The sequence below is a fragment of the Vreelandella malpeensis genome, assembly GCF_020622355.1.
Lineage (GTDB): Bacteria > Pseudomonadota > Gammaproteobacteria > Pseudomonadales > Halomonadaceae > Vreelandella > Vreelandella malpeensis.
Map to the genome: position 1 here is coordinate 274,049 of NZ_WHVL01000006.1, position 25,744 is coordinate 299,792.

Below are 25,744 nucleotides of genomic sequence, written 5' to 3' on the forward strand. Positions count from 1 at the left end.
GGTTTAGTGAGCGAAGGTCGTGCAGGAGCAAATGGCGTTTGCAATGACCCCGCCATAGACCCTTAAATACCTCGTGTGCTCGACGAAAATTCAACGCCGCGTGGCAAGAGCACGCACGTAGCCGGGGCGTTGACAAGCTTGGGAACGACACGCCCTGCCTGGGTGTGTCTGCAACGAATAGAGGCGCTTGGTAGCCGTATTATGTCGATAGAGTCACATGTATTGAGTCCTGCAGGTCATTCGCTCGGCGCGGAAGATCTGCTGCCTGAAAGTCTCCATGCGTTTCTTGCCTGTCCGACGCCGGATGCCTGGCTCGCCTGGGCGCTGGACAACCCGGAAACGCTTCTGATCGATCATGCCCAGTGCGAGAAGAAAGCGGCCTCGACGGCGATGAACCTTCTCTACCGCTACGTCGACCAGCCGGATCTGCTGGCCAAGATGTCGCAACTCGCCCGCGAGGAGCTTTTGCATTTCGAACAGGTGGTGGGGCTGATGGCGCGCCGCGGCGTCGCCTACACCCACCTGAGCGCCTCGCGCTATGCCGAGGGGCTGCGCTCGCACCTGCGAAGCCAGGACCCGGAGCGACTGATCGATATTCTGATTGTCGGCGCCTTGATCGAGGCGCGCAGCTGCGAACGCTTCGCCCGCTTGATCCCATACCTGGACGAGGAGCTCGCCAGGTTCTATCGCACGCTGGTCAAGTCCGAGGGGCGCCACTACGAGGATTATCTGCTGCTTGCCCGGCAGCAGACGTCGCAGGCGATTGATGAGCGCATCGCCTTCTTCGTAGCGCAAGAGGCCGAGCTGATCACCTCCCCCGATACCGCGTTTCGTTTTCATAGCGGTGTGCCGGCCTGAGTCGACCACCGTCTAGCAGGATGAGCCCCATGCGCGATGCCAAGCAGATCGACAAGTTAACCCTCTTTGGGCATTTCTCCCTCACCCAGGGCGATGACGCACTGACCCATTTCAGCTACGACAAGGTCAAGGCCTTGCTGGTCTATCTGCTGCTGCATCGCCAGCCGGTCAATCGCGCCCAGCTTGCCGAACTTCTGTGGCCCGATCAGGGACTCTCCTCCGGGCGTACCAACCTGCGCCACGCCTTGCACTGCCTACGCCAGTCGCTGGGCGAGCGCGCCGACGCGGTGCTCAACGTATCGCGCCAGACCATCGCCTTTCAGCTGCCGGCGCACTGGCAGGTAGATCTTCACGAACTACAGGCGCTGCTCGACGGGCCGCCGGAGCTGGCCACCCTCGAGGCGGTGTTGGCCTGCTACCAAGGCGATCTGGTCGAGGAGTTGCAGCTCACCAACTGCAGCGAGTTCCAGCGCTGGCTGCTCCAGACCCGCAACGAATGGCGCCAGCGCGTGATCCGCTTCGCCGAGCAGGTGCTCGACGCCCAGAGCGATATTCCCGATGCGCTGATCGAAGAGCTGGTCAGCCGCTTCTCTGGCTACGGCCCCTTTCACGAGCACCTGGTGCGCCAGCTCGCCGAGAACAACCAGATGGCCGCTGCCCACGAGCAGTACCAGGGCTATCTGCAGCTTCTCGCGCTCTCCGGCCAGCAGCCGGAGCCAAGTTTCTTGCAGCTCGCGAGCTACTGGTCCGACGGACATTTCGACCCTCACGTGGTCAGCCCCCAGGGCGCCTACTCGCGGGCGCTGGCCGCCGACAGCAAGCCGCTGCGCGAGGACGAGATCGAGCTGCGCCAGCTATCGGTGATGGCCATTCGCCTCGCGCTCAAGGGCGACTGGCAGGAGCGCGGGGCCATGCGCCACTGCCTCAACCTGCAATTGGAGCTTCTGCGCTGGCTCGAGCAGCAGTGCCACCATCTGGGCGGCTTCTGGCTGCCCGGGGCCACTGGCGGGCTGGGGCTTGCCTGTTTCGGCACCCACGGCCCGGCCCACCAGCTTGCCGAGCTGGTGGCCCTCTACGAGCACTGTCGCAAGGCGCTCGCCCAGGAGATCGAGCGGCGTTGGAGCGGCGATCAGGCGCCACCGAGCTTCGAGCTGACTGCCGGGCTTCACAGCGGACGGGTGGTCTACCTGCCCGAGCGCCAGCTGGCCGACCCGCTCGGCCAGGTCACCCAGGTGTCCCTCGAGCTGATGAGCGCCGCCGAGGGCAGCGAGCTGGTCATTTCCCAGGAGGCGAGCCAGCACATGCCGCCGGCGCTCGACCTGCAGCCCCGCCTCTCGTCGCGGCTCGTTGCCAGCGACGGCCGGGTGCGCCTACGGGCACTGGTGCTGGGCCAGAACGAAGGCGGGCGCGATGCGCTGCCGCCGAGCCTCATTGGCCGCGAGACGGCGCTGCGCACCCTGCGCGACGCCCAGGTCCGGGCCAGCATCGGCCTGCGCCAGAGCGTGCTGGTGAGAGGCGGCACCGGCATGGGGAAGTCGGCGCTGATGGTCGGCTTTCGCCAGCTCGAGCTGAGTCGCGACGCGGCGGTGTGCTGGCTGCCCACCACGCGGCTGTCGGTGCTGGAGCCCTACGGGGTCGCCCGGCAACTGCTCGCCTGGCACTTCGGTCATGAAGGCGACCGCGCGGCGCTGCGGGCGCTCCAGCAGACGCTCGACATGACCGCGCTCGACGACGAGCGCCAGGAGTTGCTCGAGCAGGCGCTCGGGGTGAGCGACGTCGAGGACATCAGCCGGCTGACCCAGAACGGCGAGGCCGTCGAGCTGGTCGCAAGGCTTTTGCACCGACTCATCGAGCGCGAATCCAGAGCGCGTACGCTGCTGCTGCTGATCGACGATCTGCAGTGGCTCGACGAACCCTCCTTCAAGGTGCTTTCCGGGTTGCAGGCGCGATTGCCGATCAATACCGCTTTCATGCTGGTGGCCAGCCATCACGGGCGAGAAGCGCTTCCGGTCAAGCTGCACTGGGACCAGCAGATCACGCTTGGCAAGCTCGACGTTGGTCAGGCCACCAGGCTCTTGTCCCAGCTCGCCCGGCGCTACCAGATCCACCTCAGTCCGCGGCTCAGAAATCAGATCGTCGAGCGCTGCGATGGCGTTCCACTCTACCTGCAGGAGATCTGCCGGCGACTCGACATGGATCGCCGCGAAGGGCGCAGCGTCCAGTTCAATGAGTTGCCGAAGGGGCTGCTGGGACTGCTCACCAGCCGGATCGACCAGCTGGAGGCCGATCGCGACGTCGTCCACGTGGCGGCGGTGCTTGGCCGGCGTTTCCGGCTCGACATGCTCGGCGAAGCCTGTGCCCTCGACAAGGGCCGCCTGCATAAGGCGCTCGAGCACATGCGCCAGCTCGAGATCATCGAGAGCGTGGAGATCGGCGGGGGCGAGCCCGAGTACCAGTTCAGCCATCAGCTCTTGCACGAGGCGGCGTACCTGTCCGGCCCGAAGGACGTGCGCGTGGCGCTGCACCAGCAGGTAGTGACGCTGATCGAGGAGCGCTTCCCGATGTGGATCAGCCGCCATCCGGGAGATTTCGCCACCCACCTGCGGCGCAGTGGCCACCCTGCCCGGGCAGCACGCTACTTCGAGCTGGCCGCCCGCGAGGCGCTCAAGGTCAGCGCCAATCGCACCGCCTTGAAGATGGCCGATTTCGGGCTGGGCTGCATGAGCGACGTCGAGGATCACGTCGAGCGCGAGGTGAGCCTTCTGACCGTGAAAGGTCAGGCGGCCTTCGCGCTGGAAGGTCACGGTTCGCCGACTGCCCACGAGTGCTTCGTCCAGGCGCGGGAGCTTCTGCGTGACTCCGGCAGTGACACTCTCGAGGACCCGGAGGATCTCGAGCAGATATTTCTGGTCAAGTGGGGGCTGTGGCTGGGTCGTAGTCAGCGCTACGCCCACGCCGACGCTTTCGCACTGGCCGCCACGCTCTCGGATATCGCCAAGCGACTGGAGGACCCGCGCTACGCGCGGCTTGCCGACTACGCCGGCGCGCAGTGCGAGTACTGGGCCGGGCGCATTCCCCAAGCCTTCGATCACCTCAACGAGATCGACCCGCTGAACGCGCCGATGATGATCGATTGGCTGCCGTTCTCGGATCATCCCCAGGTGAGCGCGGCGTGCTTCCAGGGCTGGACGTTGTGCCTGCGCGGCGACTATCAGCGCGCCGAGCGCCAGATATCGGCGGCGATTCGCCTGGCCGAGAAGATCGGCCATCCCGGCACGCTCGCCATGGCACTGATGTTCGCGGCGGCCCTGTATCGCCAGCTTGGTCACGTCCACCTCGCCGCGCGACACGCCGAGCGGGCCGCTGCCATGACGGCGACGCCGGACCTGCAGCTGTGGCAGATCGCAGCCCAGGGCGTGCTTGGCTGGCAGCAGGCGCTGGGCGGCGATCCCTCCGGGCTTGCGCGGCTGTGCGAAAGCCTCGATCAAATGGCCGAGTTCAACGGGCGTGACCGCTTCCAGCGACCGGTGCTCTGGTATGTCGATGCGTGTATCGCGCTGGACGAGCTTGCCTGCGCCGCCGAATACCTGGAAAAGTGCCTGGCCATCGCCCAGGAGCGCAGCACGTTGTTTCTACCGGAAATCGCCACCCAGCTTGCGCGCGTGCGCCACTTGAGTGGCGAGGCGCCCGGTGAGGTACGCCGGCTGGCGGAGCTCGCCATCGATCACGCCCGGGAGCAGGGTAACCGTCACCACGAACTGGCAGCTCTCGAGTTCTGGCTGACCCATATCGCGCCGGAAGACAAGCTTACCCGCGAACTTTTCCGCCAGCGCCTGGCCAGCGTCAGCCACAGCGATGCCCCGGTTCTGGTGCGCTGGGCGAACCTGCTGGATCGCCGCTCGTCGCGCATGGCGAGCGTCGAAAGCTAGCCTGGTTAGTCTGTTACCTTGGCTCAGGTGTTCGCTTCGAGCCAGGCGAGATTGTCGAGCGCCTCGTCGCGACGAGTGCCGCACACCGAGGCCTCGAAGGTGAACCTGGCGCAAACGATGGGGCGGTTCGGATCGCCGAAGAGACGGCACAGGTTGTCTTCATCTAGCTGCACGCAGCGTACCCCGGCGGGCTTGCCGCGGGGCATGCCGGGGATGGCTGAACTGATCGACGGGGCGATGCAGCACGCCCCGCAGCCGGCTCTGCACTCGCCGTTCGTTGCGCTCTCCTGGCTTGCGATCAGCACCGTCACTCGAGTTCGCTCTCGGCAGTAGCTCCCTTGTTGAAGCCCTCGTAGGCGTACACGCGTGTGGGGGTCGCCGTCTCACCGGCGACTTCCTCGGCGAGCCAGCGCGCGATGTTCTCCACCGTGGTCGGCCAGGGCAGCACCGCGCAGCGCTCCCGGGGCAGGGTGATGGCGAACGCGCCTTCGCCGGCCACGTAGCGGCAGGTGAGGCGCTCGTCATCTTCAGCGGTGATGTCGGCACGCTCGAGCAGGTAGCGCTGGTCGAGCCAGCGTGCCCAGCGCGCTTCGAGCGCTGGCACGCGCGCGCCGCCTTGATAGATCTCGAGGCGCGAGCGGTGGCCGTGGGCGATTCGCTGGCAGTTGCCCTGGTGGCGTTTCAAGCCGTGGCTGTAGCCGTAGGCGGCGCCATCGATGACTTCCTCGCTGAGCGCAAGGCGCACGCGGCCGACGTTTTCCGGGCATCGCCGGGTGAGCTCTTCACCCAGCGTCGCCGCTAGCACCTCTGGCTCGACGGTATCGGCATCGATCAGCGTGAACGCTGCCTCGGGCCCGCGCACCTCCATGGCGTAGGGCGTGGTGGTGCGCACGCAAAGCCCTTCCGGACACGCCTCGACGTGAACGCCCGGGGCGCGGGTCGGTACGAGCAGAGTGTGGTCGACGCCGGCATCCAGGGTCTTCTTGATGAAAGGCTTGACCAGGCCGAAGTCGAACAGCATGCCGTCCTCGCCGAGCTCGCCCTCCAGCGTTGCATCCACCTGCCAGCTCATGCCGACGAGCCCGCGCTCTTGGCACCAGAGCGATACGTCGATATGACTCAACTGCTTGACGAAAAGCGCCATCATTCGAATCCCGCGATCTTGTGAGTTTGCAGCGACAGTCGCCACTGCGGGTGGGCCATGCAGTAGGCGGTGGTCGCCTCGATGTTCGCGCGGGCCTGCTCGTGGCAGCCCGTGTCCATCGGCTGCAGGTAGAAGTGGCTGAACTCGAGCGCCGTGAAGCGCTCCGGCAGGGCGTCGCGCTGCGGGTAGACCAGCTTCAGCTCGTCGCCGCTTTGCGCCACGAGGGCGTTAGCGCCCTTGGGGCTGACGCAGACCCAGTCGATGCCCTCGGGTACTGCCAGGGTGCCGTTGGTCTCCACGGCGATCTCGAACCCCCTGGCCTTGACTGCGGTGATGAGCGCGGCGTCGAGCTGCAAAAGCGGCTCGCCGCCGGTGAACACCACGTAGGGCACGGCGGGGGAAGGGGCCTCTGGCCAAAGCGCCGCGAGGTGCTCGGCGAGCGCCTCGGCCCGCTCGAAACGGCCGCCGCCGGCACCGTCGGTACCGATGAAGTCGGTATCGCAGAAGGTGCAGCGGGCACTCGCCCGGTCGGCCTCGCGCCCGGACCACAGGTTGCAGCCGGTGAAGCGGCAGAAGACGCTGGCACGACCGCTCTGCGCACCTTCGCCCTGAAGCGTGTAGAAGGCTTCCTTAACGTGATACATCGAAAGCCTCCGGTGCGTAGGCGAGCGGGTCGGTCACGCCGTTGGCGGCAAAGGCGGCCAGGCGTTCGCGGCAGCTGCCGCACCGCCCACAGGCGAGCTCGCGCCCTTCGTAGCAGGTCCAGGTATCACGGTAGTCCAGGCCCATGGCCAGGCCCTCGCGCAGAATGTCTGCCTTGGTGGCCTCGAGATAGGGTGCGCTCACCTCGATGGGCTCGAAATCGGCGATCAGCGCGACGCGGCGCATCGCCTCGACGAATTCCGGTCGGCAGTCCGGGTAGAGCACGTGATCGCCGCCGTGGGCACCGTAGTCCACCCGCCCGGCGCCGATGTTCACCGCCTTGGCGATGGCCAGCGACAGGAGGATCATGTTGCGGTTGGGCACCACGGTGCTCTTGAGGTTCTCCTCGGCGTAGTCGGCGTCGGGCATCGCGGCATTGGTATCGGTCAACGCCGAGTTGTCGATTAGCCCGTGGATCGCGCGGATATCCACCACCTGATGGGGAATGCCAAGCTTTTCGCATACCCGGCGGGCGGTATCGAGCTCGCGCCGATGGCGCTGGCCGTAGTCGAAGGAGAGCGCGTGAACCTCGAGGCCTTCCTCGAGTGCGCGGTGCAAGACGGTAAAGGAGTCCATGCCGCCGGAGTAGATCACCACGGTGGCGGGGGAGTGTGTACAGGAAAGGGAAGACATGCTAATACTCGCTGATCGGAGAATTTATCGAGTGCCCAACGGGCAGACGTCCGGGGTCCGGTCCGGAACGCTGCGCAGTTTACGCACTGACCGGGCGCTTGGCTAGCTGGCCCCGTCAATCGCCCTTCACGCTTTTCGAGATGTATTCATGGCAACCATAGAACATAGTGAGATCGTCCACGCCCCGCCGGAGCGGGTGTTCGAACTGCTGCGCCGCGTCGAGGACTTCGCCGACTACTCCGACATGATTCACGCGATCGACGTGCTGGGTGACGACCGCTACCGCTGGCACGTGCGCGCGGTAGGCATGGATTGGGCCTTCGACGTGGTAGTGACCGAGATCGAGGCGCCGCACACGCTCGCCTGGGAGTCGCTGGATGGCGTCAAGAACCAGGGGCGCTACCGGCTCGAACCGGTTCAGGAGGGCACGCGGGTCTCGCTTTCCCTGACCTACGAGATCGGCAACCGGCTGATGGAAAAGGCTGTCAACAAGGCCGCCAGGCCGATGGTCGGCAAGGTGAGCCGTCAGATTCTCGAGCGCGTCGAAGCGCGGTTGAATGGGTAGGCGCTGGCACCTCTCCTGGCGCTGGGTAGCGCTTTTCGCGCTGCTGGCGATGCTGGGCTACGTCTGGCTGTGGCACTCGCCGGATTTGGCGGCGGCCAAGCAGTGGGCTGCCGAGATGTCCCACCACCCGCTGGTGGTGGTCGGCGTCATTGCCACCATGGCGATCACTCTCGCCATCGGCCTTCCGGGCAGTATCGGCCTGTGGCTGATCGCGCCTTTTTACGTTCCGGTCATCGCCACGGCGATGCTGACGTTGGGCAGCGTACTGGGCGCACTCGGCGCCTATTTTCTCGCCACGCGGTTCAACGCCCGGGTCAAGCCCGGAGGGCTGACCCACAAGGTGGTGCAGATTCTCGAGCACCGCGGGGATCTCATGACCCAGTGTGCGCTGCGCATCCTGCCGGGGTTTCCTCACTGTGTCATCAACTATGCCGCCGGGCTCGTGCGCCTGCCGCTCAAGACCTACCTGCTGGCGACGGTGATCGGGCTTTCGATCAAATGGGGCGTATACAGCAGCGCCATCTACGGGGCGCTCGAGGCGATCGAGCACGAGGATCCGCTGCAGTTTGACGTGGTGCTGCCGCTGATCGCGCTGGCGCTCTTGCTGCTGGTAGGCGGGTGGTACAGGCGCCGCGTGGAAGCGGCGCGCAGGGAACATTGAGACGGGGCTAGCGGGGCTGGTGCAGGGCGGCGTCCAGGTGGCCGACCACTTCGGCCCAGTCGGCGTCATCGGCAATAGCTTCGCGCAGAAAGGCCGCCTGGCCCTCGTTCCAGCAGGGCGCCTCGGCGATGGCGGTGGTGGCCGGCAGCGGACCGTGCTCGCTGATGAAGGCTTCGATGGACGCCTTGTCGGAGGCAAGTCCCAGCTGCTCGAAGAGATCGCTGAATTGGTGTACGGGTTGTTCCATGGGTCACTTCCTCTCCTTGGGTGATTACTACGCGTCTAAGCGCGTGCCTATCTACATAGTTCGATCTATCAACATAGTTCGACCTATCAACATAGTTCGACCTATCAACATAGTCTGAATATTCGCGCGCGCCAGCGCTGCTCAGCGCTCACCGCAAAGCGGGGTCACGAATCGCCGGCGGCGATCCTCCTGGGTCATCGGCTGAGCAAGCAGGTGGACGAGCTTGGTCAGCGCCGCCTCGGGCGTCATGTCCGCGCCTGCCAGCACGCCGGCGGCTTCCAGCCCGGCGCCGGCGGCGTAGGTGGCAAAATGCACGCCCCCGCGCGGGCAGAGGCTGGTCGCGGCGATGAGCTTGCCCTCACCGCAGGCGCGGGCCAGCACCTCCAGCAGCGCCGGGTCGTCCGGAAGGTTCCCCGCCCCCCAGAGCTGCAAGAGCGCTCCCTTGACGCGATCATCGCCGAGCAGCGCCTCGAGCTGCCAGGCGGCGATGCCCGGCCACAGCGCCAGGCGAACCACCTCGCCCTGAGCAAGCCCTGCATAGCTTGCAAGCTCGAAACGTGGTGCACCGCGATGAGTCGCTGCCAGCCCCCGCGCCGGGTACTCGATGAAATCCTCTCCCACGCGCTCGCCGAGCAGCGGATAGCCGGGGCTCGCAAAGGCATCCGGCGCTTCGCTGTCGCACTTGACCGCGCGTACGCCGCGCAGCAGCTTGCCGGCGAAGTAGATCGCCACCTCCTTGAGCGAGTCGCTGGCGGCAAAGCGCAGCGCCCCGTAGACGTTGGCGAGGGCGTCGCTGTGCTCGGCCTCAAGCGGGCGCATCGCCCCGGTGAGCACCACCGGGCGATCGAGGCCCTGCAGCTGAAAGGCGAGACTCGCCGCGCTGAAGCTCAAGGTGTCGGTACCGTGGAGCACCACGAACCCTCTGTAGTCGTTGAAGCGCTTAGCGATCGCCGCGGCGATGCGCTGCCAGGTCAGCGGCGTAGCCGCGCTCGAGTCGATCAGCGTATCGAAGCTCATCACTTCAAAAGGCGGCAGGGCGCTTTGCTGGGGCACCGACAGGGTATCGAGCGCGCGCTGCAGACGCGCCTCGAAGTTCGCCCCCGGTTCGAGCCCGGCGGCGCCGGCCTGCATGCCAAGAGTGCCACCGGTGTAGATGACCAGGATGCGTTCGCCGCGCTTGGCCGCGCCGCTGAGTAACGGGGTAACGCTCATGAGACTCCTTTTGCCATGCCGGCACCTGGCCCTAGCACGACGAGCGTGTCGGCGCGGTCATCGAGCTTGCGATCACGCCCGGCCAGGAAGGCGAACACGAAGCAGACACCGATCAGCGCCAGCAACAGATAGGTGATGTGTTCCAGGCGGGCGCCGGCCTGGATCAGCAGGCCCACGCCGAACGGTCCGAGGGCGGCGATAGTGTAGCCGCCGCCCTGAACGAGCCCCGAGAGCTTGCCGGCGAGCCCCGCGTTGGCGGTGCGCAGCACCAGCAGGCTCAGCGCCAGGCTGAAGCTTCCGCCCTGGCCAAGGCCGAGCAGCGCCGCCCCCGGCCACTGCCATGCGTGCGGCGCGACCATCAAGAGATAAAGCCCGACTGCCGTAAAGGTGAGCATCACGAAAAGCGCCGGGCGCTGGTCGCGGCCCAGACGCGCAAGCCAGGGTGCTGCGAGCGCCGAGCCCAGTTGGCAGACGATCGAGACCGCCATGGTGAAACCCGCCTCGCTCTCACCGTAGCCGCGATAGATCAGAAGGGTCGGCAGCCAGCCGAACACGATATAGGCCATGGAGGACTGGATGCCCATGTAGAGCATGACCTGCCAAGTGAGAGGCTTGCGCAAAAGCGCCTTGAGCGAGGCGCTATGGGGGCTTGCGGCCTGGGCCACCTGCGGAGTGGGAGCGAGGGTCGCCCACAGCGCAAGCGTTACCAAAGCCAACAGCGCCCAGCTGGCAAGGCTCACCTGCCAGCCGCCCAAAAAATGGGTCAGCGGTACGCTGAACCCCGCGCCCAGCGCGCCACCGAAGCACAGCGCCATGGTGTAGAGCCCGGTGACAAGATCGGCGCTTTGGGGCAGTTCGCGCTTGACCAGCGATGGCAGCAGCGTGCCGGCCAGGCCAATGGCGGCTCCGGCCAGGGCCGAGCCGATGAACAGGACACCTGGAAGCGGTAGCGGGCGAATCAGCAAGGCGCCGCCAAGCAGCAGAAGGGCTGCGCTGAGCGCGCGCTCGGTGCCAATGCGCCTAGCGATGAGCGGCGCCAAGGGGGCCGCCAGGCCCAGAAAGAGTACTGGCAGGGTGGTGAGTACGCCTGCGGCCGTAGGGGTGAGCCCCGCATTCTCTTTCAAGCGAGCGAGCAGCGGGGCAACGGATGAGAGGGCGGGGCGCAGATTGAGCCCCACCAGAAACATCAGGAGGATGAAACCAACGGCGCGACGACGCTGCATGGCGCTAGCTCATGTGTGCGCGCAGATCGCCTCGGGCAGCGTCCATCAGGGTGATGAAGTGGTAGTCCGCCGGCGTTTCCAGGCAGTCCACGCGTACATCGGTACGCATGCCCTTGTTGATGTCGAGCTTTTCGTAGATCTCGAGAGTCACCTTGCGGGCCGGCTTGTCGCCGGGGACGATGGTGCCGTCTTCGAGCGTGAAGGTTTCGAGCAGGGTAGCGCGCACGCGGGTGCTGCCCTCTTCGCTCAACACCCGCCGGATGAACAGCCAGCCCTCACAGACCAGCGCCGCATCCTCGCTGCTTTCGCGCAGAAACAGCGTGCGGTAGCACGCGCCTTCCGTCGCGGCCTTGTCGGCCATGCTGCGGTAGGCCTGAATGACCTGCCCGGAGGTCGCCCGGGCGTCCTCCAGGCGCTGGGCGACCCCTTGATGCTCGCGGCTGAGCTGCTCCTGGCGCTGGAAGGCCAGCCACTGCCGGTAGTCATTGATAAGCTGAGATGACGCCATAATCACTCCATGAACGGGTTTGGTCATACACCCGGATGGGGGTGCCTGAAAGCGGACAACCTTCGCACATTCGACGAGCGCGCGCTAGCGACGTGCGCGTCGGCGCGGTGCCTTGTCGGAGCGCTCGCCCTGACGCTGTCCTTGGCCTTGGCCGCGACCACCGCCGCCACCGGGCTTGCGCTGGCCGCGACGACCGTTCTCGATCGGCTGGGGCTTGGCGTTGGGGTCGGGCTCGAAACCGGGCTCGATCTTCTTGGGCAGGTTCTGCTTGATCAGCTTCTCGATGCCGGTGAGCAGGGCGTGCTCGTCCACGCACACCAGCGACACCGCTTCGCCATCGCTGCCGGCGCGACCGGTACGGCCGATGCGGTGAACGTAGTCCTCGGCCACGTTAGGCAAGTCGAAGTTGACGACGAAGGGCAGCTCATCGATATCGAGACCGCGAGCGGCGATGTCGGTGGCCACCAGCACCTGCAGGTCGCCGCTCTTGAAGGCGCCCAGCGCCCGGGTGCGTGCGCCCTGGCTCTTGTTGCCGTGAATCGCCATGGCCGGAATGTCCTGCTTGGAGAGCTGCTCCGCCAGGCGGTTGGCGCCGTGCTTGGTGCGGGTGAAGACCAGCACCTGGAACCAGCCGTGGCGAGAGATCAGGTGGGCCAGCAGTTCGCGTTTCTTGTCGCGGTCGACCCGGTAGATGGTCTGGTCGATCTTCTCGGCGGTGGTGTTGCGCGGCGCGACTTCGACCAGTGCCGGATTGTCGAGAAGCTGAGTGGCCAGCGTCTGGATCTCGTTGGAGAAGGTGGCCGAGAACAGCAGGTTCTGACGCTTGGCCGGCAAGAGCTTGAGGATGCGCTTGATGTCGTGGATGAAGCCCATGTCGAGCATGCGGTCGGCTTCGTCGAGCACCAGGATCTCGATCTGGGAGAGATCCACGTGGCCCTGCTGCTGCAGATCCATCAGTCGGCCGGGCGTGGCCACCAGGATGTCGAGGCCCTTTCTGAGCGCTTCGACCTGCGGGTTCTGACCCACGCCGCCGAAAATGATATGCGAGGTGAGCGGCAGGTACTTGCCGTAATCCGTGACGCTTTCGCCGACCTGGGCGGCGAGCTCGCGCGTGGGCGTCAGCACCAGGGCGCGCACCTGGCGCTTGCCCGGGCGCTTGCCGTTGTTGAGCCGCTGCAGCATGGGCAGCGTGAAGCCGGCGGTCTTGCCCGTCCCGGTCTGGGCGCTGGCCAACAGATCGCGCCCGGCCAGCACCATCGGAATGGCCTTTTGCTGGATGGGCGTGGGCTGTGTGTAGCCTTGGTTGGTAATGGCGCGTAGTAAGTCGTCCTGCAGACCAAGTTCCGAAAAGCTCATGGGTTCTCCGCCATTGCCAGCAAAAGCGCAGAGGCGCTGTCACCAGGCTAGGGTTCAAAATAGGTTGAAAACGCGGGGTACGATCCGCGCGGCAGCGAAGTTTGCCAGATAGCGCGCCTGCCTGCGAGGCTCTTTTGCCTGCGCGGATGTCTCAAGAGGGGCGCGATGCGCGCGCGCCGTCCGGATGGAGCGACGCACGGCTCGGGCAGGGGCGACTTAGAAGTAGCCGCCGGTGCGAAGCTCGCGGGCGATCTGCGTTGCCGCGAGGTCGATGCTCTGGCCGAGCGCGCGCACCAAGGCCGGATAGCCATCCTGATCGAGCTCGGTCTCGACGGAGAAGCTCTCCAGCGCCAGCAGCTGGTTGTCCGCACCGCGCAGCTGCCACTGGCCGCTGGCAACGGCGTTGCCATCGTAGCGGCCCTGAAACTGGTCCACCTCGAGGGCCAGCGTCGGCGCGCCGCTGGCCGCCCCTTCGGCCCGCACCACGCGTACCTGGGGGAGCTCCTGGGAGAGCCGCCCGCGCAGGCTGCGCTCGAGCTGACGGCCGAGGGCCTCGGCCCACTGGTGCTCGCGCGCCTCGACGAGGGTGATGTCGTCGAGTTGCATGACGACGCCGTCGACATCGAGGTAGTGAGCCAGGCGCGGCGTGCGTATCTGCAGGGTACGCTCGCCGGTGACGGGGCTGGTGATGGGCGTTGCCGGCAGCATGTAACGCGCCGGCGGCGTCACGCTCGAGGCGCACCCGGCGAGCAGCGCCAGCAGGCTGATGAGAAGGGCTGTCTTCAACATCTTGGATCGCATGAGGTCGTCCTTTTACCGGGGGGCCCGCGGAATGGGGTCTTCCACGTCCAGATTGTCGAAAAGCAGCGCCCGCGGGTTCTCATTGAGCGTGCGTGTCAAGGGCTGCAGGTCGCGCATCAGGCGATCGAGCCGCTCGATGGCCGAGGTCAGGTCCTGATAGGCCGGCGACGCCGGTGAAAGCCCTTCCAGTGTGCTGCGAAGCTCCTCGAGGGTGGCATTGACGTTGCCGCCGAGCGCCTGGGTGTCCGGGTCGCTCAGCAAGGTGTTGAGCGAGGCGCTCACTTCGCGCACCTCGTCGAGCACGCGCTCGGAGGCCTGCAGGTTGCGATCGAGTCCGGCCAGCAGCGGCTCGACCTCCAGCGCATTGAGCTTGTCCAGAAGGCTCGTCACCTGAGCCTGGATCTGGGCGAACCCGCCGGCCACAGTGGGGAACACCTGACGCTCGGAGAACATCTCCTCGCGGTAGGTGCCGGCCAGGTCGCGCTGGAAATTCAGGTCGACGAACAGTGCGCCGGTCAACAGGTTGCCGTTCTTGAGCGACGCGCGAAGGCCGAGATCAAACATGCGATCAAAGCGTGCCTGCCACTCGTCGATGTCGATGTCCTCGCTTTCGATGCCCATCCGCTGGGGTTCGATGCGAATCAACACAGGGATGGCGAACTGAGCGCGCGAGTTGGGCTGCGGCGCGGTGAAGTTCCAGGGCACGGCGACCACGCTGCCCATGCGCACGCCGCGAAACTCCACCGGCGCCCCGCGCGCGAGCCCGCGCACGGTATCGTCCACCAGCAGCACGTACTCGAGGTAACGGTTGAAGGTGCCTTCCCGGGCGTCGTCTTCATCGGCGTAGAGGGTGAAGCGGGTGTTGTTGCTCACCGGCTTGCCCATGGGCAGATCTTCCGGCACGCCGAAGGTCACGCCGCCGCCGAGCAGCGCCTCCAGCGACTCGACGTTGACCCGCACGCCGTTGGCGTCGAGGCGAAAGTCGATGCCGCTGGAGGTCCAGAAGCGTGTGCTGTCGGTGACCAGCTGGGCGTAGGGTTCTTCGATGAACACCTGGTGGTGCATGGTGCGCGACTCGGGCTCGAAGCGATTGTCCTCGACACGCCCCACGGTGTAGCCCTGATAAGAGACCGGGTCGCCCACGCGCAGCGAGTTGCCGAGCTGGCTGACCAGGCTGATCTGCAGCCCCGCTTGGCCAGCGGTGGCCACCGGCGGCACGTCGCTCAACTCGAATTCGCGGCGCGGGTCGTTGGAGCGCCCTGGCTGGAGCTGGATATAGGCGCCGGAGAGCACCGTTCCGAGTCCGCTGATCCCTTCGCGGCCGATGCGCGGCTTGACCACCCAGAAACGGCTGTCCTGACGCAGCATTGCTTCGGCTTCAGGCTGGATACGCGCGGTCATGACCGCGTGGGAAAGATCGTCGGACAGACGCACGCTCTGCACGATGCCGATCTCGACGTTGCGACTGCGAATCAGGGTGCTGCCCGCCTCGATCCCCTCGGCGTTGTTGGTGGTCAGGGTGATCAGCGTGCCGCGGCTGGTATAGTTGTCGTACACCAGCCACAGGCCGATGATCACCGCGACGATCGGCACGATCCAGATCGGCGACAGCCGCGTCTGACGCGAGGGTCGGGCGCGGTGCAAGTCGTTTTCATCGTTCGGCGGCGTTTCGCCTTGAGGTAACTCGTCAGCCATCCACTGATTCCTTGGTCGCTATTGTGAACGTGGCAGCACGTCCTGGCCGGGGGGCGCGTAGGGGAGGAGTGTCCCATAGAAGGCGCGGGTCGAAGGTCATCGCGGCGAGCATGGTTAGCACGACCACGGCGCCGAAGGCAAGTGCGGCGGGACCGGGGGTGATCGACATCAGCGAGCCCGCACGGATCAGCGCCACCAGGATCGCCACCACGAAGACGTCGACCATCGACCAGCGGCCGATAAATTCGGTCAGCCGGTAGAGCCGGGTGCGGCTCTGGGCTTTCAGCTCGCCGCTTCGACGCACCGTCAGGCACAGCCAGGACAGGGCGAAGAGCTTGCCGACCGGCACGATGACGCTGGCCACGAAAATGACCGCCGCCACTGGCCAAGAACCCATCTGCAGAAGCTGTACCACGCCGCCGATGATCGTCGAGGGCGAGCTCGACCCCAGGCTCGTAGTGGTCATGATCGGGTAGACGTTGGCAGGAATGTACATGATGGTGGCGGCAAACAGCAGTGCCCAAGTGCGCTGGAGGCTATGCGGCAGGCGCTTGTGGAGTTTCTCGTGACAGCGACTGCAGCGCGCCTTGCCATTAGCGGGTAACCGGTTGATCAGCCCACAGGTGGGGCAACCGGTGACGTTCTGAGCCGCTGCGGTGGTGCCGGTCCGGGTGCCTTCGGGGGCAAGCGGCTCGCCCTCGAGGGAGAACCACATCCAGTCCGCGTCCAGCGACTGACTGGTCTTGAGCAGCAGGAGGGCGAAGGCGCAGAACGCCCAGAAGGAAATGCCCAGGCTGATCTGGGCGAGGCCTGCGACCTTGATCAGGCTGACCAGCGCGCCGATGATGAACACGTCGGCCATCATCCACGGCACCAGGTGTGAAAGCGAGCGGGCGATATCGCGGCTGAAAGGCTGCGGACGGCCGCGCAGCAGCCCGTATTGAAGCCAGATGACCCCGACCAGGTAGAGCGCCGGCAGCACTGCGATGGTCATGATCACGGCGATCGCCACCATCGGTTGGTGAAAGGCGATCAGCGTGGTGGCGGTCTGGGAGAGTTCGATGCGGTTGCTCACCCCGCTGACGCTGAAACTCACGAAGGGGAATGACACTGCGATGATCAGTGCGATCAAGGACGCGACTGCCAGCGCCATGCTGCGCTGGGCCGGAAAGCGGTGACGCTTGACCAGCGTGTGCGCGCAGCGCGGGCAGTTGGCCTTCTCGCCGGAACCCAGCGGCGGCAGTGCCGACACCCAGTCGCATTCGTGGCAGGCGCGCAGGCGCCGGCGGGTCAGACGCGTTTCCGGCGGCTGACTATCTACCAGCGGCGGGGATATCGTCAGTGAAGGACGTTTGATGACGTGGTTGTAACGCAATCGATTACTCTCAACGAAACCCGAAAGGCGATTGATACGCTGGCCGCCCGAGGCTGTCAAACCCGGCGACACTGGGTCGAGGTGATTCGGTGCTTGACCTTGCTACCAGCTTAGACAACGATGCAGTCGCTTTCGTCGTGTTTATCCTCTTTTCTGCCTAGGAGCCTTCATGCTGCTCGCCTTTCTAGCTGTCGCGATCGGACTGGTACTACTCATCTGGAGCGCCGAGAAATTCATCGACGGTGCCGCGTCGCTGTCGAAGCTTTTGGGGCTGTCACCGCTTCTGATCGGCATGCTGGTGATCGGTTTCGGCACCTCTGCCCCGGAAATGATGGTGTCGGTGCTTGCCGCGCTCCAGGGCAACCCGGGCCTGGCGGTGGGCAATGCCTACGGCTCCAATATCGCCAATATCGGTCTTGTGCTCGGCTTCGTCGCGCTCATGGCACCCTTGGCCGTGCATTCGAGCGTGATCCGCAAGGAGATGCCGCTGCTGGTCGGGGCGATGCTGCTCACCGGCTACATGCTCTTCGACGGTTGGGTAACGCGCATCGAGGCGAGCATTCTACTGCTGGCGCTGGCGCTTTTCATTGGTTTCAGTATCTGGCGCGCGCGCGCCCAGCAGGGCGATGCGCTGGAGGAGGAAGTGCTCGACAGCCTCGAGCAGGCGCCCATGTCGCGGGGCAAATCGCTGTTCTGGACGCTTACAGGGCTGGTGCTGCTGGTCGTGAGTTCACGCATGCTGGTCTGGGGGGCGGTCGAGATCGCTACTGCCTTCGGGGTGAGCGACCTGATCATCGGCTTGACCGTGGTGGCGGTGGGCACCTCGCTGCCTGAGCTTGCCTCGAGCATCAGCGCCTTGCGCCGTGGCGAGCACGACCTGGTGCTGGGCAACGTGGTGGGGTCCAATCTTTTCAACAGTCTCGCGGTGGTCGGGATTGCTGGGTTGATCGCGCCGATCGAGGCCGGGCGCGAGGTGCTGGTACGTGACTGGAGCGTGATGACCTGCATGACGCTTCTGATGGTACTGTTCGCCTTCTCTTGGCGCGGGCGTCCGCGGCGCATCAATCGTGTGGAGGGGGGCGTGCTGTTTGCGCTGTTCATCGGTTACACCGGCTACATGGTGAGCCTGGTGGTAATGAGCTGAGCTATATCGAGTTTGCTTGATGTGCGTCATTGCGCCCCAGCTTTGGTGCGCCGAGGGTCGTGTAACGCGTGCGGCCAAGGGCTAAGATGAGCCTGTGAGTAAAGACAAGCTTGGTCGAGCAGCGGGTGAACGGTGCCATGACCGAGTGTTGGTTACCCATGGGCATTGCATCTTTCCCCGGTTTCAGGAGTGCGTTATGGAACTCGACCCCTTGATGCTTTCGCGAATACAGTTCGCGTTCGTCGTCTGCTTTCACACCATCTTTCCCGTCTTCACCATCGGCCTTGCCTCGTATATCGCGCTCTTGCACGGCCTTTTCTTCAAGACCCAGAATCCCGCCTGGGACCGCCTGGCCGCCTTCTGGACGCGGGTGTTCGCGGTGGTCTTCGCCATGGGCGTGGTGTCGGGCATCGTGATGTCCTTCCAGTTCGGGACCAACTGGAGCAACTTCTCGCTGGCCGCCTCGAACTTTATCGGGCCGGTACTGAGCTATGAAGTGGTTACGGCGTTCTTTCTCGAGGCGGCGTTTCTGGGCGTGCTGCTCTTTGGTCGCGGCAAGGTACCTGAAGGCGTTCACCTCTTCGCGGCGATCATGGTCGCGGTAGGGACCTTCATTTCCGCGTTCTGGATTCTCTCCGCCAACAGCTGGATGCACACGCCGGCCGGGGTCGAGTTGATCGATAACCGTTTCCACGTCACTTCCTGGAGTGCGGCGATCTTCAATCCCTCCTTTCCTTACCGCTTCACGCACATGGCGGTGGCGTCGTTCATCACCGGCGGGTTCGTGGTTGCCGGCGTCAGCGCCTGGTTTTTGCTGCGTGGGCGCGACGTGCCGGCCAATCGCCGGGCACTGTCGATGTGTCTATGGCTCTTGATGGTGCTCACCCCCGCCCAAGCGGTGATCGGCGACTACCATGGTCTCAACACGCTCGAGCATCAGCCGACCAAGGTGGCGGCGATGGAGGGGCACTGGGAGACCTCCGGTAGCGTGCCGCTTCTGCTGTTCGCGATTCCGGATCAGCAGGCACAGGAGAACCGCTTCGCAATCGGCATCCCTCATCTCGCCAGCATCATCCTTACCCATTCACTCGATGGCGAGATTCCCGGTATCAGCGAAGTGGCGCCGGAAGAGCAACCACCGGTGGCGCTGGTGTTCTGGTCGTTTCGTGTCATGGTCGGCATCGGTCTGATCATGATCGCGGTATCGTTCGCCGGGCTTGTGTTGCGTCGCCGCGGTCGTATCTTCGAAAGCGAGCTGTTTCTTAAAACCCTGGTGGGCATGATCTCGCTGCCGTTTCTCGCCGTGCTGGCCGGCTGGATCGTGACCGAATCCGGCCGTGCACCCTGGCTCGTCTACGGCATGATGACTCACGCCGAGGGGTTGACGCCTTCGCTGACGGGCCCCGTGGCACTCTTCTCGCTGATCGGTTACGTGCTGGTCTACGCCGTGGTGTTCTACTCGGGAATCTACTATCTCACTCGGGTAGTGCGTAACGGCATGCTGCCCGCCAGGGCCCAGGCGGAGACCGACCAGGACGCTGACCGTCCCAAGCGTCCGCTGTCCGCTGCGCACACTCCCTTCGACGATGACGTTGAGCCGGTCAGGAGCTAACCATGGAAATGTTCGATCTCTCTATCATCTGGGCCGGGATCATTGGCTTTGGCGTGATCATGTACGTGCTGATGGACGGCTTCGACCTGGGGATAGGCATTCTTTTTCCCTTCGCCCCGGACGAGGACTCGCGCGACGTGATGATGAACTCCGTCGCGCCCATATGGGACGGCAACGAGACCTGGCTGGTGCTCGGCGGGGCGGGGCTTTTGGGCGCCTTCCCGCTGGTCTACTCGGTGTTTCTGCCGGCGCTCTACATCGGCGTGTTCCTGATGCTGGCCGGGCTGATCTTTCGCGGTATCGCCTTCGAGTTCCGTTTCAAGTCGCGGCGCAATCGTCACTGGTGGAACCGGGCATTCTGCTACGGCTCTGCGGTGGCGGCCTTTGCCCAAGGCGCGGTAGTCGGCGCCTATATTCAGGGATTCCCGGTAGAGAACTTCGTCTACGTGGGCGGGGCCTTCGACTGGCTGACGCCGTTTTCGGTGCTCACCGGCCTTGGCCTGATGGCGGGCTATGCGCTTCTTGGCGCGACCTGGCTGATTCTCAAGACCGAAGGGCACATCCAGGCGTGGGCCTACAAGATCACACCGATGCTGCTGGGTGCAGTGCTGGTGGTGTTCGCGATCATCAGCCTCTGGACGCCGTTCATCGACAACCTGGTGTGGGAGCGCTGGTTCGGCAACCTCAAGATCATCTGGATCTTCCCGGTGCTAGCGCTGCTGTGCGCCTATGCGGTGTTCAGAAGCGTCCAGAAACGTCGCGAAGGCATCCCCTTCGTCGCCACCATCGGCATCTACGTGTTCACCTATCTGGGGCTGATCGTCAGCAAGTGGCCGGTGATCGTTCCGCCGAACTACACCCTGTGGGACGCCGCCTCGGCGCCGGAATCCCAGCTTTTTCTGCTCATCGGCGTGCTGTTCGTCATCCCGGTCGTGCTGACTTACACCGCCTGGACCTACTGGGTGTTCCGCGGCAAGGTTCGCATCGGCGAGGGGTACCACTGATCTCATGAGGGGTGATACGTCCAACCCCGCATCGACAACGCCGCGCCAGTTTCTCGATGAGCTGGCGCGGACGCAGCGCAAGCGTCTGGCCGGTGCGGCGGCCTGTGGGGTGCTCGCCGGGGCAAGCACCACCGCCTTGCTGGTGGGGCTTGCATGGCTGGTCGATCAGCTCATCGTCCAGGGGCAGTCGCTCAGGTCATTGAGTGGGGTCTTCTCGCTTCTTGTCGTTCTGGTGGTGCTGCGTGCGTGCATGCAGTGGGGGCAGGAAACGCTGGGGATCGAGGCGAGCCTGCGGATTCGCCAGCGCGTCCGGCGCCGGCTACTCGAACAGCTTGCCGCTCTGGGCCCGCTATGGCTCACCCGTCATCAGAGCGGGGCGCTGGCGACCCAAGTGGTCGAGCACGTCGATGCCCTGGAGGGCTACTTCGCGCGGTTTCATCCGCAGCTTCGCATCGTGGTGGTACTGCCCTTGCTGATCGCTTGCGTGGTCGGCGCGCTCGACTATGTGGTGGTGATCTTCCTGCTGCTGGCAGCACCGCTGATTCCGTTCTTCATGGCATTGGTGGGCATGGGCGCCGAGCGCTTGAATCGTGAGCAGTTCGGCGCGATATCGCGGCTTTCGGCGCACTTCGTTGACCGGGTGCGAGGGATGAGCACCCTGCAGCTGTTCGGGCAAACCGAGCAGGCGCGCCGCGATGTCTGGTACGCTACCGACGAGTACCGGCGCCTGTCCATGAAGACGCTGCGGCTCGCCTTTCTTTCTTCGGCGGTGCTCGAATTCTTCGCTTCGGTGGCCATCGCGGTGGTGGCCATGTATGTCGGTTTCGGGCTGCTGGGCTACATCGATTATGGCCCCGCCAGCTCCTTGACACTGTTCTCCGGGTTGGCCGTGCTTCTGCTGGCCCCGGAATTCTTTCAGCCGCTGCGCACGCTTTCCCAGCACTACCACGACCGCGCGGCGGCACTGGGTGCGGCGGAAAGCCTGGTCTACCTGCTCGATCAACCTCGAAAGGCGGCTGGGCCCGCGAACACTCCTGGGACCGGCGCGCTTTTTGAACTCGTCGACGTGGAGATCGGTCACGATGACGAAAGCGTGCTGCGCGAGGTGTCGCTGGTGCTCGAATCCGGTGACGTAGTGGCGCTGACCGGGGCGTCGGGAAGCGGCAAATCGTCGCTGCTGGCCTTGCTGGCAGGTTTCATGGCGCCTCGTGGTGGCGAGTGTCGCCGGTGCCCGCACGTGCAGATGGCATGGCTCGATCAGTCGCCCTGCCTGCTGCAAGGCAGCCTTGCCGACAACCTGGCGCTCGCTGATCCCGAGGCCGGGCCCGAGGCCATGCGCGAGGCTCTCAATCAGGCAGGACTTGGTGAGCTTTTAGAGACGTTGCCCCAAGGGCTGGAGACGCCGCTTGGCGAGCGGGGCGTGGGGCTTTCCGGTGGCCAGGCGCAGCGGCTGGCGCTGGCGCGCATCTACCTGAGCGCGGCACCGCTCGTGCTGCTCGACGAGCCAACGGCGAACCTGGACGCCGAGACCGAAGCATTCGTGGTCGAAGCGCTAGGTCGCTGGGCGAGCGCCGGGCGCACGCTGGTCATCGCCACGCACCATCCCCACGTACGCTCGATCGCCAGCCGTCACTGGCACTGCGCGCATCAGCGGCTCGAGGAGATCGCCCCATGAAGGCATTTTTTTCCACGCTCTACCCTTGGCTCTCGCTGCTTGTGCGTCGGCGGGCGGCGTTCATGGTCGGCTCGCTCCTGGTGCTGGCCACTCTGCTGTCGGGGCTTTCGCTGCTGGGATTGTCCGGATGGTTCATCACCGCCTGCGCGCTGGCAGGACTCTTGCTGGCGGCGGGCCAGCCGTCGACGCTGGATATCTACGTGCCCGGCGGCGGGATTCGCTTTTTTGCACTGGCACGCACCGTCGCCCGCTATGTCGAGCGCCTCTATAACCACAATATGGTGCTCACGCTGCTGGCGGATCTGCGCTACCAGGTGTTCGGCTATTTGACGCGCCTGGATGCTGCCTCGCTCGGTCGCCGACGGGCAAGCGATTGGCTGACTCGCTTGACCGCGGATATCGATACGCTGGACAACCTCTACTTGCGCCTTCTGATACCGCCGCTGGTTGCGCTTGTGGCGACTCTTCTGATCGCGCTGTTCATCGCGATCTGGCTACCTGGCCTGGCGCTTCTTGTCGCAGGCGTTCTCGTCGCGCTCTGGGCGGTGCTCACGCTGGGATTCACTGCCTGGGGCTTTCGTCAGAGCGGGCAGCAGGTCCGCGATCAAGGCACACTTCGCAACCTCGTGCTGGATCAGCTCCAGGCCAGTGCAGAGCTTTCAAGCTACGGCACCGCACGCTGGCATCAGGCCAAGATCGATGCGCTCGAAACACGCTCGAGTTCCAATCAGCGCCGGCTGGCCTTCAAGGGCGCCATGGGCAACGCCTTGATTCTGCTGGTCTGCGGACTACTGCTGATCATGGCCCTTCGCGTGGGTGGCGAGGCGTTGGCAACGGGGCGGATCGATGCGCCGATCGTCGTCATGATCCTTTTGGTGGTGCTTGGCAGCAGCGAGATACTGGCCCCACTGCCGGGGGCGTTTTTGAAGTTCGGCGCGAGCTTTCAAAGTGTCCTGCGCCTTGATCGGCTGGCCTCCTCGGTACCGGTCGAAACGGCGACGAATACTCCTTTACCTGCGGGGCAGGGCGGCTATGACGTGCTTCTCGAGAACGCTGGCTACCGCTATCCCGGTATGCTCGAACGGACACTTGAGCAGGTCTCGCTGAAGATCGGCGCGGGGGATCGAGTGGCGGTCACCGGTATCTCCGGGGCGGGCAAGTCGACCCTGGCGAATCTACTGCTGGGGCGACTGATACCTACCCAAGGGCGGGTCGAAGTGGCCGGTCGGATGCCCTGCGATGTCGCTTTTGATCAGCGCGCTTCGCATTTTGCCTTTCTTTCTCAGCAGGTGGATCTATTCGACGGTACGCTTGCGGACAATCTTCGCCTGGCCGACCCGAGCGCCGACGATGCCAAGCTCTGGCGGGCGCTTGATCAGGTGGCGCTCGCCGACTGGGCCGAGCGGCAGCCGCGTGGTCTGTCGACGCCTGTCGGCGAAAAGGGGCGTCGTCTCTCCGGTGGCCAGGCGCGGCGTGTGGCACTGGCCAGGCTCTTTCTGCGTGGCCCTCGGCTTGTGCTTCTGGACGAACCCTTCGCCGGCGTGGATGCCGAGACCGCGCGACACCTGGCGAAATCGCTGGATCGGTGGCTGCAGGGGCGCACGGCGGTGTACTTCATCCACCAGGTGGACGATGTTTCGCTGCTTCCTGGGCTCACGTATAGTTATTCGCTCGATAGGGGTCGGCTGACGGCCATCGGCTCCGACCACGCCCGCTAGACGAGGAAGCGCCATGCAAGAGTATCTAAGCCAGCTGCCCAAGACCGAACTTCACTTGCATATCGAAGGCACGCTAGAACCCGAGCTCATGTTCGAACTGGCCCGGCGCAATGGCATCGAGCTTTCTTACGCGAGTATCGAGGAGGTGAAGGCCGCCTACCGCTTCGATGATCTGCAGGGCTTTCTGAATCTCTACTATCAGGGCATGGGCGTGTTGCGCACGCGCCAGGATTTCTTCGATTTGGCGATGGACTACTTCAAGCGCGCCGCTGGTGAAGGTGTCGTTCATATCGATATGCACTTCGACCCCCAGGCGCATCTGAGTCGAGGCGTCTCTCTGGAGACGGCGATGGAGGGGCTGCTCGAAGCCAAGGAGCGGGCCGAGCGGTCGCTCGATCTTTCGGTCGGCATGATCATGGCGTTTCTGCGTGATCGCTCGGCCGAGGAGGCATTGCAGGTTTTCGAGCAGGCCAAGCCTTACTGGGAGCGGCTCGACGCCATCGGACTCGACAGTGCCGAGCGCGACAATCCGCCATCGAAATTCAAGACACTCTTCGCACGCGCTGGCGAGGCCGGTCTTCGCCGGGTCGCTCACGCCGGCGAGGAGGGGCCTGCAGCGTACATCCATGAGGCGCTCGACGAACTGGACGTGGAACGTATTGATCACGGTGTACGCTGTCTCGAGGATGACTCGCTCGTCGAGCGGCTGCGGGCCGAGCAAGTCGTGTTGACGGTTTGTCCGCTTTCGAACGTCAGTCTGAAGGTCATCGACCAGCTCGAAGAGCATCCATTGCCTCGGCTATTGGAGAAGGGGCTCAAGATCACCATCAGCTCCGACGATCCGGCCTATTTCGGCGGCGGGCTTCTGGACAACCATGTCGCTTGCCACAAGGCGTTCGGCTGGGGCAAAGACACGTTTGCAAAGCTCAATCGCAATGCGCTCGAAGAGGCTTTCATGAGCGAGGAGCGGCGGCAGATCTTGCTCGAGCGCCTCGAAAAAAGTCTCTGAAAGATAAAAGGTTGCGAAACAGGGTTGACGAATCCTCGGAAGCGGGTAGAATACGCCCCACATCGAACGGGCAGCGCTCTTCGGTAGCTCTTTAAAAATATGATCAGGTAATTCATGTGGGCGTTTGCCGATGAGGGTGACAAGTCACCAAATATCAAGGCAGACGAACACAGCGATACTCTTCCTAGCGCTACTTTTTAGTAGCGCTGTGGAATCAGCATCACAGTAACTTCGTTTGAACCTTGAGCCAAGTTTGATCCGCTTTTGTTGTCTTCGGGCGACATGCAAGGATCACATCGATCTTAAACTGAAGAGTTTGATCATGGCTCAGATTGAACGCTGGCGGCAGGCTTAACACATGCAAGTCGAGCGGTAACAGGGGAAGCTTGCTTCCCGCTGACGAGCGGCGGACGGGTGAGTAATGCATAGGAATCTGCCCGGTAGTGGGGGATAACCTGGGGAAACCCAGGCTAATACCGCATACATCCTACGGGAGAAAGGGGGCTCCGGCTCCCGCTATCGGATGAGCCTATGTCGGATTAGCTGGTTGGTGGGGTAACGGCCCACCAAGGCGACGATCCGTAGCTGGTCTGAGAGGATGATCAGCCACATCGGGACTGAGACACGGCCCGAACTCCTACGGGAGGCAGCAGTGGGGAATATTGGACAATGG

General features: G+C 64.5%; 22 protein-coding genes and 1 rRNA gene. 11 read left to right on the plus strand and 12 right to left on the minus strand.

What is annotated here, in order from left to right; genetic code table 11:
- Nucleotides 1–201 precede the first annotated feature (201 nt).
- Nucleotides 202–858 carry a MiaE family protein gene (locus GEV37_RS14840; RefSeq protein WP_227391049.1) on the plus strand — a complete coding sequence of 219 codons (657 nt, stop codon included), beginning with the start codon at nucleotides 202–204 and terminating at the stop codon, nucleotides 856–858.
- Between the two features lie 29 nt (nucleotides 859–887).
- The gene (locus GEV37_RS14845) at nucleotides 888–4,787 is read left to right on the plus strand and encodes an ATP-binding protein (RefSeq protein ID WP_227391050.1); all 3,900 of its coding nucleotides are present in this window, start codon (nucleotides 888–890) and stop codon (nucleotides 4,785–4,787) included.
- A gap of 23 nt (nucleotides 4,788–4,810) precedes the next feature.
- Here GEV37_RS14845 and GEV37_RS14850 read toward each other — a convergent pair whose 3' ends face one another.
- Genes GEV37_RS14850 through queC form a run of 4 tightly spaced genes read right to left on the minus strand, consistent with a single transcriptional unit; the run spans nucleotide 4,811 to nucleotide 7,266 of the window.
- The gene (locus tag GEV37_RS14850; protein WP_386111631.1) at nucleotides 4,811–5,098 is read right to left on the minus strand and encodes a YkgJ family cysteine cluster protein; all 288 of its coding nucleotides are present in this window, start codon (nucleotides 5,096–5,098) and stop codon (nucleotides 4,811–4,813) included.
- Nucleotides 5,095–5,931 (minus strand): 6-pyruvoyl trahydropterin synthase family protein, encoded by an 837-nt coding sequence (locus GEV37_RS14855; RefSeq protein WP_227391051.1) that lies wholly within the window; start codon nucleotides 5,929–5,931, stop codon nucleotides 5,095–5,097. Before GEV37_RS14855 ends, GEV37_RS14850 begins: the two co-directional genes overlap by 4 nt.
- Nucleotides 5,931–6,575, minus strand: coding sequence for a 7-carboxy-7-deazaguanine synthase (gene queE, locus GEV37_RS14860; RefSeq protein ID WP_227391052.1), 645 nt, complete (start codon nucleotides 6,573–6,575; stop codon nucleotides 5,931–5,933). Before queE ends, GEV37_RS14855 begins: the two co-directional genes overlap by 1 nt.
- Entirely contained in the window at nucleotides 6,562–7,266 is a 705-nt protein-coding gene (gene queC, locus GEV37_RS14865) for a 7-cyano-7-deazaguanine synthase QueC (protein ID WP_227391053.1), read from the minus strand. Before queC ends, queE begins: the two co-directional genes overlap by 14 nt.
- A gap of 148 nt (nucleotides 7,267–7,414) precedes the next feature.
- Here queC and GEV37_RS14870 point away from each other — a divergent pair, with 148 nt between their 5' ends.
- Nucleotides 7,415–7,831, plus strand: coding sequence for an SRPBCC family protein (locus GEV37_RS14870; protein WP_227391054.1), 417 nt, complete (start codon nucleotides 7,415–7,417; stop codon nucleotides 7,829–7,831).
- Nucleotides 7,824–8,492 (plus strand): TVP38/TMEM64 family protein, encoded by a 669-nt coding sequence (locus tag GEV37_RS14875; protein WP_227391055.1) that lies wholly within the window; start codon nucleotides 7,824–7,826, stop codon nucleotides 8,490–8,492. The genes GEV37_RS14870 and GEV37_RS14875 overlap by 8 nt, the downstream gene beginning before the upstream one ends.
- Before the next feature lie 7 nt (nucleotides 8,493–8,499).
- On the opposite strand, the gene GEV37_RS14880 is transcribed toward GEV37_RS14875, so the two are convergent.
- The 8 genes from GEV37_RS14880 to GEV37_RS14915 form a co-directional block, all read right to left on the minus strand.
- Nucleotides 8,500–8,739, minus strand: coding sequence for a DUF2789 domain-containing protein (locus GEV37_RS14880; protein ID WP_227391056.1), 240 nt, complete (start codon nucleotides 8,737–8,739; stop codon nucleotides 8,500–8,502).
- A 141-nt stretch (nucleotides 8,740–8,880) separates the two neighbouring features.
- A complete protein-coding gene (locus GEV37_RS14885) occupies nucleotides 8,881–9,951 on the minus strand; it encodes an asparaginase (protein WP_227391057.1) in 1,071 nt (356 codons plus the stop codon).
- Complete coding sequence (locus GEV37_RS14890; RefSeq protein ID WP_227391058.1) at nucleotides 9,948–11,174, minus strand: MFS transporter; 1,227 nt, start codon at nucleotides 11,172–11,174, stop codon at nucleotides 9,948–9,950. The genes GEV37_RS14885 and GEV37_RS14890 overlap by 4 nt, the downstream gene beginning before the upstream one ends.
- Before the next feature lie 4 nt (nucleotides 11,175–11,178).
- Nucleotides 11,179–11,682: a hypothetical protein gene (locus tag GEV37_RS14895; protein ID WP_227391059.1), complete on the minus strand. Its 504-nt coding sequence runs from the start codon at nucleotides 11,680–11,682 to the stop codon at nucleotides 11,179–11,181.
- An 84-nt stretch (nucleotides 11,683–11,766) separates the two neighbouring features.
- Nucleotides 11,767–13,038 (minus strand): DEAD/DEAH box helicase, encoded by a 1,272-nt coding sequence (locus GEV37_RS14900; protein ID WP_227391060.1) that lies wholly within the window; start codon nucleotides 13,036–13,038, stop codon nucleotides 11,767–11,769.
- 216 nt (nucleotides 13,039–13,254) lie between these two features.
- Complete coding sequence (locus GEV37_RS14905) at nucleotides 13,255–13,839, minus strand: PqiC family protein (protein ID WP_227391061.1); 585 nt, start codon at nucleotides 13,837–13,839, stop codon at nucleotides 13,255–13,257.
- Between the two features lie 12 nt (nucleotides 13,840–13,851).
- A complete protein-coding gene (pqiB, locus tag GEV37_RS14910; RefSeq protein WP_227391062.1) occupies nucleotides 13,852–15,534 on the minus strand; it encodes an intermembrane transport protein PqiB in 1,683 nt (560 codons plus the stop codon).
- The gene (locus tag GEV37_RS14915; RefSeq protein ID WP_227391063.1) at nucleotides 15,527–16,909 is read right to left on the minus strand and encodes a paraquat-inducible protein A; all 1,383 of its coding nucleotides are present in this window, start codon (nucleotides 16,907–16,909) and stop codon (nucleotides 15,527–15,529) included. Before GEV37_RS14915 ends, pqiB begins: the two co-directional genes overlap by 8 nt.
- A 169-nt stretch (nucleotides 16,910–17,078) precedes the next feature.
- On the opposite strand from GEV37_RS14915, the gene GEV37_RS14920 reads away from it, so the two are divergent.
- The 7 genes from GEV37_RS14920 to GEV37_RS14950 form a co-directional block, all read left to right on the plus strand.
- Nucleotides 17,079–18,053, plus strand: a complete 975-nt coding sequence (locus GEV37_RS14920; RefSeq protein WP_227391064.1) for a calcium/sodium antiporter — start codon at nucleotides 17,079–17,081, stop codon at nucleotides 18,051–18,053.
- Between the two features lie 196 nt (nucleotides 18,054–18,249).
- A complete protein-coding gene (locus tag GEV37_RS14925; RefSeq protein ID WP_227391065.1) occupies nucleotides 18,250–19,665 on the plus strand; it encodes a cytochrome ubiquinol oxidase subunit I in 1,416 nt (471 codons plus the stop codon).
- 2 nt (nucleotides 19,666–19,667) lie between these two features.
- Nucleotides 19,668–20,669 carry a cytochrome d ubiquinol oxidase subunit II gene (gene cydB / locus GEV37_RS14930; protein ID WP_227391066.1) on the plus strand — a complete coding sequence of 334 codons (1,002 nt, stop codon included), beginning with the start codon at nucleotides 19,668–19,670 and terminating at the stop codon, nucleotides 20,667–20,669.
- Nucleotides 20,670–20,673: 4 nt separating this feature from the next.
- Nucleotides 20,674–22,344, plus strand: a complete 1,671-nt coding sequence (gene cydD, locus GEV37_RS14935) for a thiol reductant ABC exporter subunit CydD (protein ID WP_227391067.1) — start codon at nucleotides 20,674–20,676, stop codon at nucleotides 22,342–22,344.
- Nucleotides 22,341–24,062 carry a thiol reductant ABC exporter subunit CydC gene (cydC, locus tag GEV37_RS14940; RefSeq protein ID WP_227391068.1) on the plus strand — a complete coding sequence of 574 codons (1,722 nt, stop codon included), beginning with the start codon at nucleotides 22,341–22,343 and terminating at the stop codon, nucleotides 24,060–24,062. The genes cydD and cydC overlap by 4 nt, the downstream gene beginning before the upstream one ends.
- Nucleotides 24,063–24,075: 13 nt before the next feature.
- On the plus strand, nucleotides 24,076–25,071 hold the full coding sequence (locus GEV37_RS14945) for an adenosine deaminase (protein WP_227391069.1): 996 nt from the start codon (nucleotides 24,076–24,078) through the stop codon (nucleotides 25,069–25,071).
- Between the two features lie 304 nt (nucleotides 25,072–25,375).
- A 16S ribosomal RNA gene (locus GEV37_RS14950) occupies nucleotides 25,376–25,744 on the plus strand; the annotation flags it as partial.

Excerpts from the sequence above, each read along its gene's own strand:
- GEV37_RS14840 (WP_227391049.1), top strand. The coding sequence starts at position 202 with ATGTCGATAGAGTCACATGTATTGAGTCCTGCAGGTCATTCGCTCGGC.
- GEV37_RS14845 (WP_227391050.1), top strand. The coding sequence starts at position 888 with ATGCGCGATGCCAAGCAGATCGACAAGTTAACCCTCTTTGGGCATTTC.
- GEV37_RS14855 (WP_227391051.1), bottom strand. The coding sequence starts at position 5,931 with ATGGCGCTTTTCGTCAAGCAGTTGAGTCATATCGACGTATCGCTCTGG.
- queE (WP_227391052.1), bottom strand. The coding sequence starts at position 6,575 with ATGTATCACGTTAAGGAAGCCTTCTACACGCTTCAGGGCGAAGGTGCG.
- queC (WP_227391053.1), bottom strand. The coding sequence starts at position 7,266 with ATGTCTTCCCTTTCCTGTACACACTCCCCCGCCACCGTGGTGATCTAC.
- GEV37_RS14870 (WP_227391054.1), top strand. The coding sequence starts at position 7,415 with ATGGCAACCATAGAACATAGTGAGATCGTCCACGCCCCGCCGGAGCGG.
- GEV37_RS14875 (WP_227391055.1), top strand. The coding sequence starts at position 7,824 with ATGGGTAGGCGCTGGCACCTCTCCTGGCGCTGGGTAGCGCTTTTCGCG.
- GEV37_RS14880 (WP_227391056.1), bottom strand. The coding sequence starts at position 8,739 with ATGGAACAACCCGTACACCAATTCAGCGATCTCTTCGAGCAGCTGGGA.
- GEV37_RS14885 (WP_227391057.1), bottom strand. The coding sequence starts at position 9,951 with ATGAGCGTTACCCCGTTACTCAGCGGCGCGGCCAAGCGCGGCGAACGC.
- GEV37_RS14890 (WP_227391058.1), bottom strand. The coding sequence starts at position 11,174 with ATGCAGCGTCGTCGCGCCGTTGGTTTCATCCTCCTGATGTTTCTGGTG.
- GEV37_RS14895 (WP_227391059.1), bottom strand. The coding sequence starts at position 11,682 with ATGGCGTCATCTCAGCTTATCAATGACTACCGGCAGTGGCTGGCCTTC.
- GEV37_RS14900 (WP_227391060.1), bottom strand. The coding sequence starts at position 13,038 with ATGAGCTTTTCGGAACTTGGTCTGCAGGACGACTTACTACGCGCCATT.
- GEV37_RS14905 (WP_227391061.1), bottom strand. The coding sequence starts at position 13,839 with ATGCGATCCAAGATGTTGAAGACAGCCCTTCTCATCAGCCTGCTGGCG.
- pqiB (WP_227391062.1), bottom strand. The coding sequence starts at position 15,534 with ATGGCTGACGAGTTACCTCAAGGCGAAACGCCGCCGAACGATGAAAAC.
- GEV37_RS14920 (WP_227391064.1), top strand. The coding sequence starts at position 17,079 with ATGCTGCTCGCCTTTCTAGCTGTCGCGATCGGACTGGTACTACTCATC.
- GEV37_RS14925 (WP_227391065.1), top strand. The coding sequence starts at position 18,250 with ATGGAACTCGACCCCTTGATGCTTTCGCGAATACAGTTCGCGTTCGTC.
- cydB (WP_227391066.1), top strand. The coding sequence starts at position 19,668 with ATGGAAATGTTCGATCTCTCTATCATCTGGGCCGGGATCATTGGCTTT.
- cydD (WP_227391067.1), top strand. The coding sequence starts at position 20,674 with ATGAGGGGTGATACGTCCAACCCCGCATCGACAACGCCGCGCCAGTTT.
- cydC (WP_227391068.1), top strand. The coding sequence starts at position 22,341 with ATGAAGGCATTTTTTTCCACGCTCTACCCTTGGCTCTCGCTGCTTGTG.
- GEV37_RS14945 (WP_227391069.1), top strand. The coding sequence starts at position 24,076 with ATGCAAGAGTATCTAAGCCAGCTGCCCAAGACCGAACTTCACTTGCAT.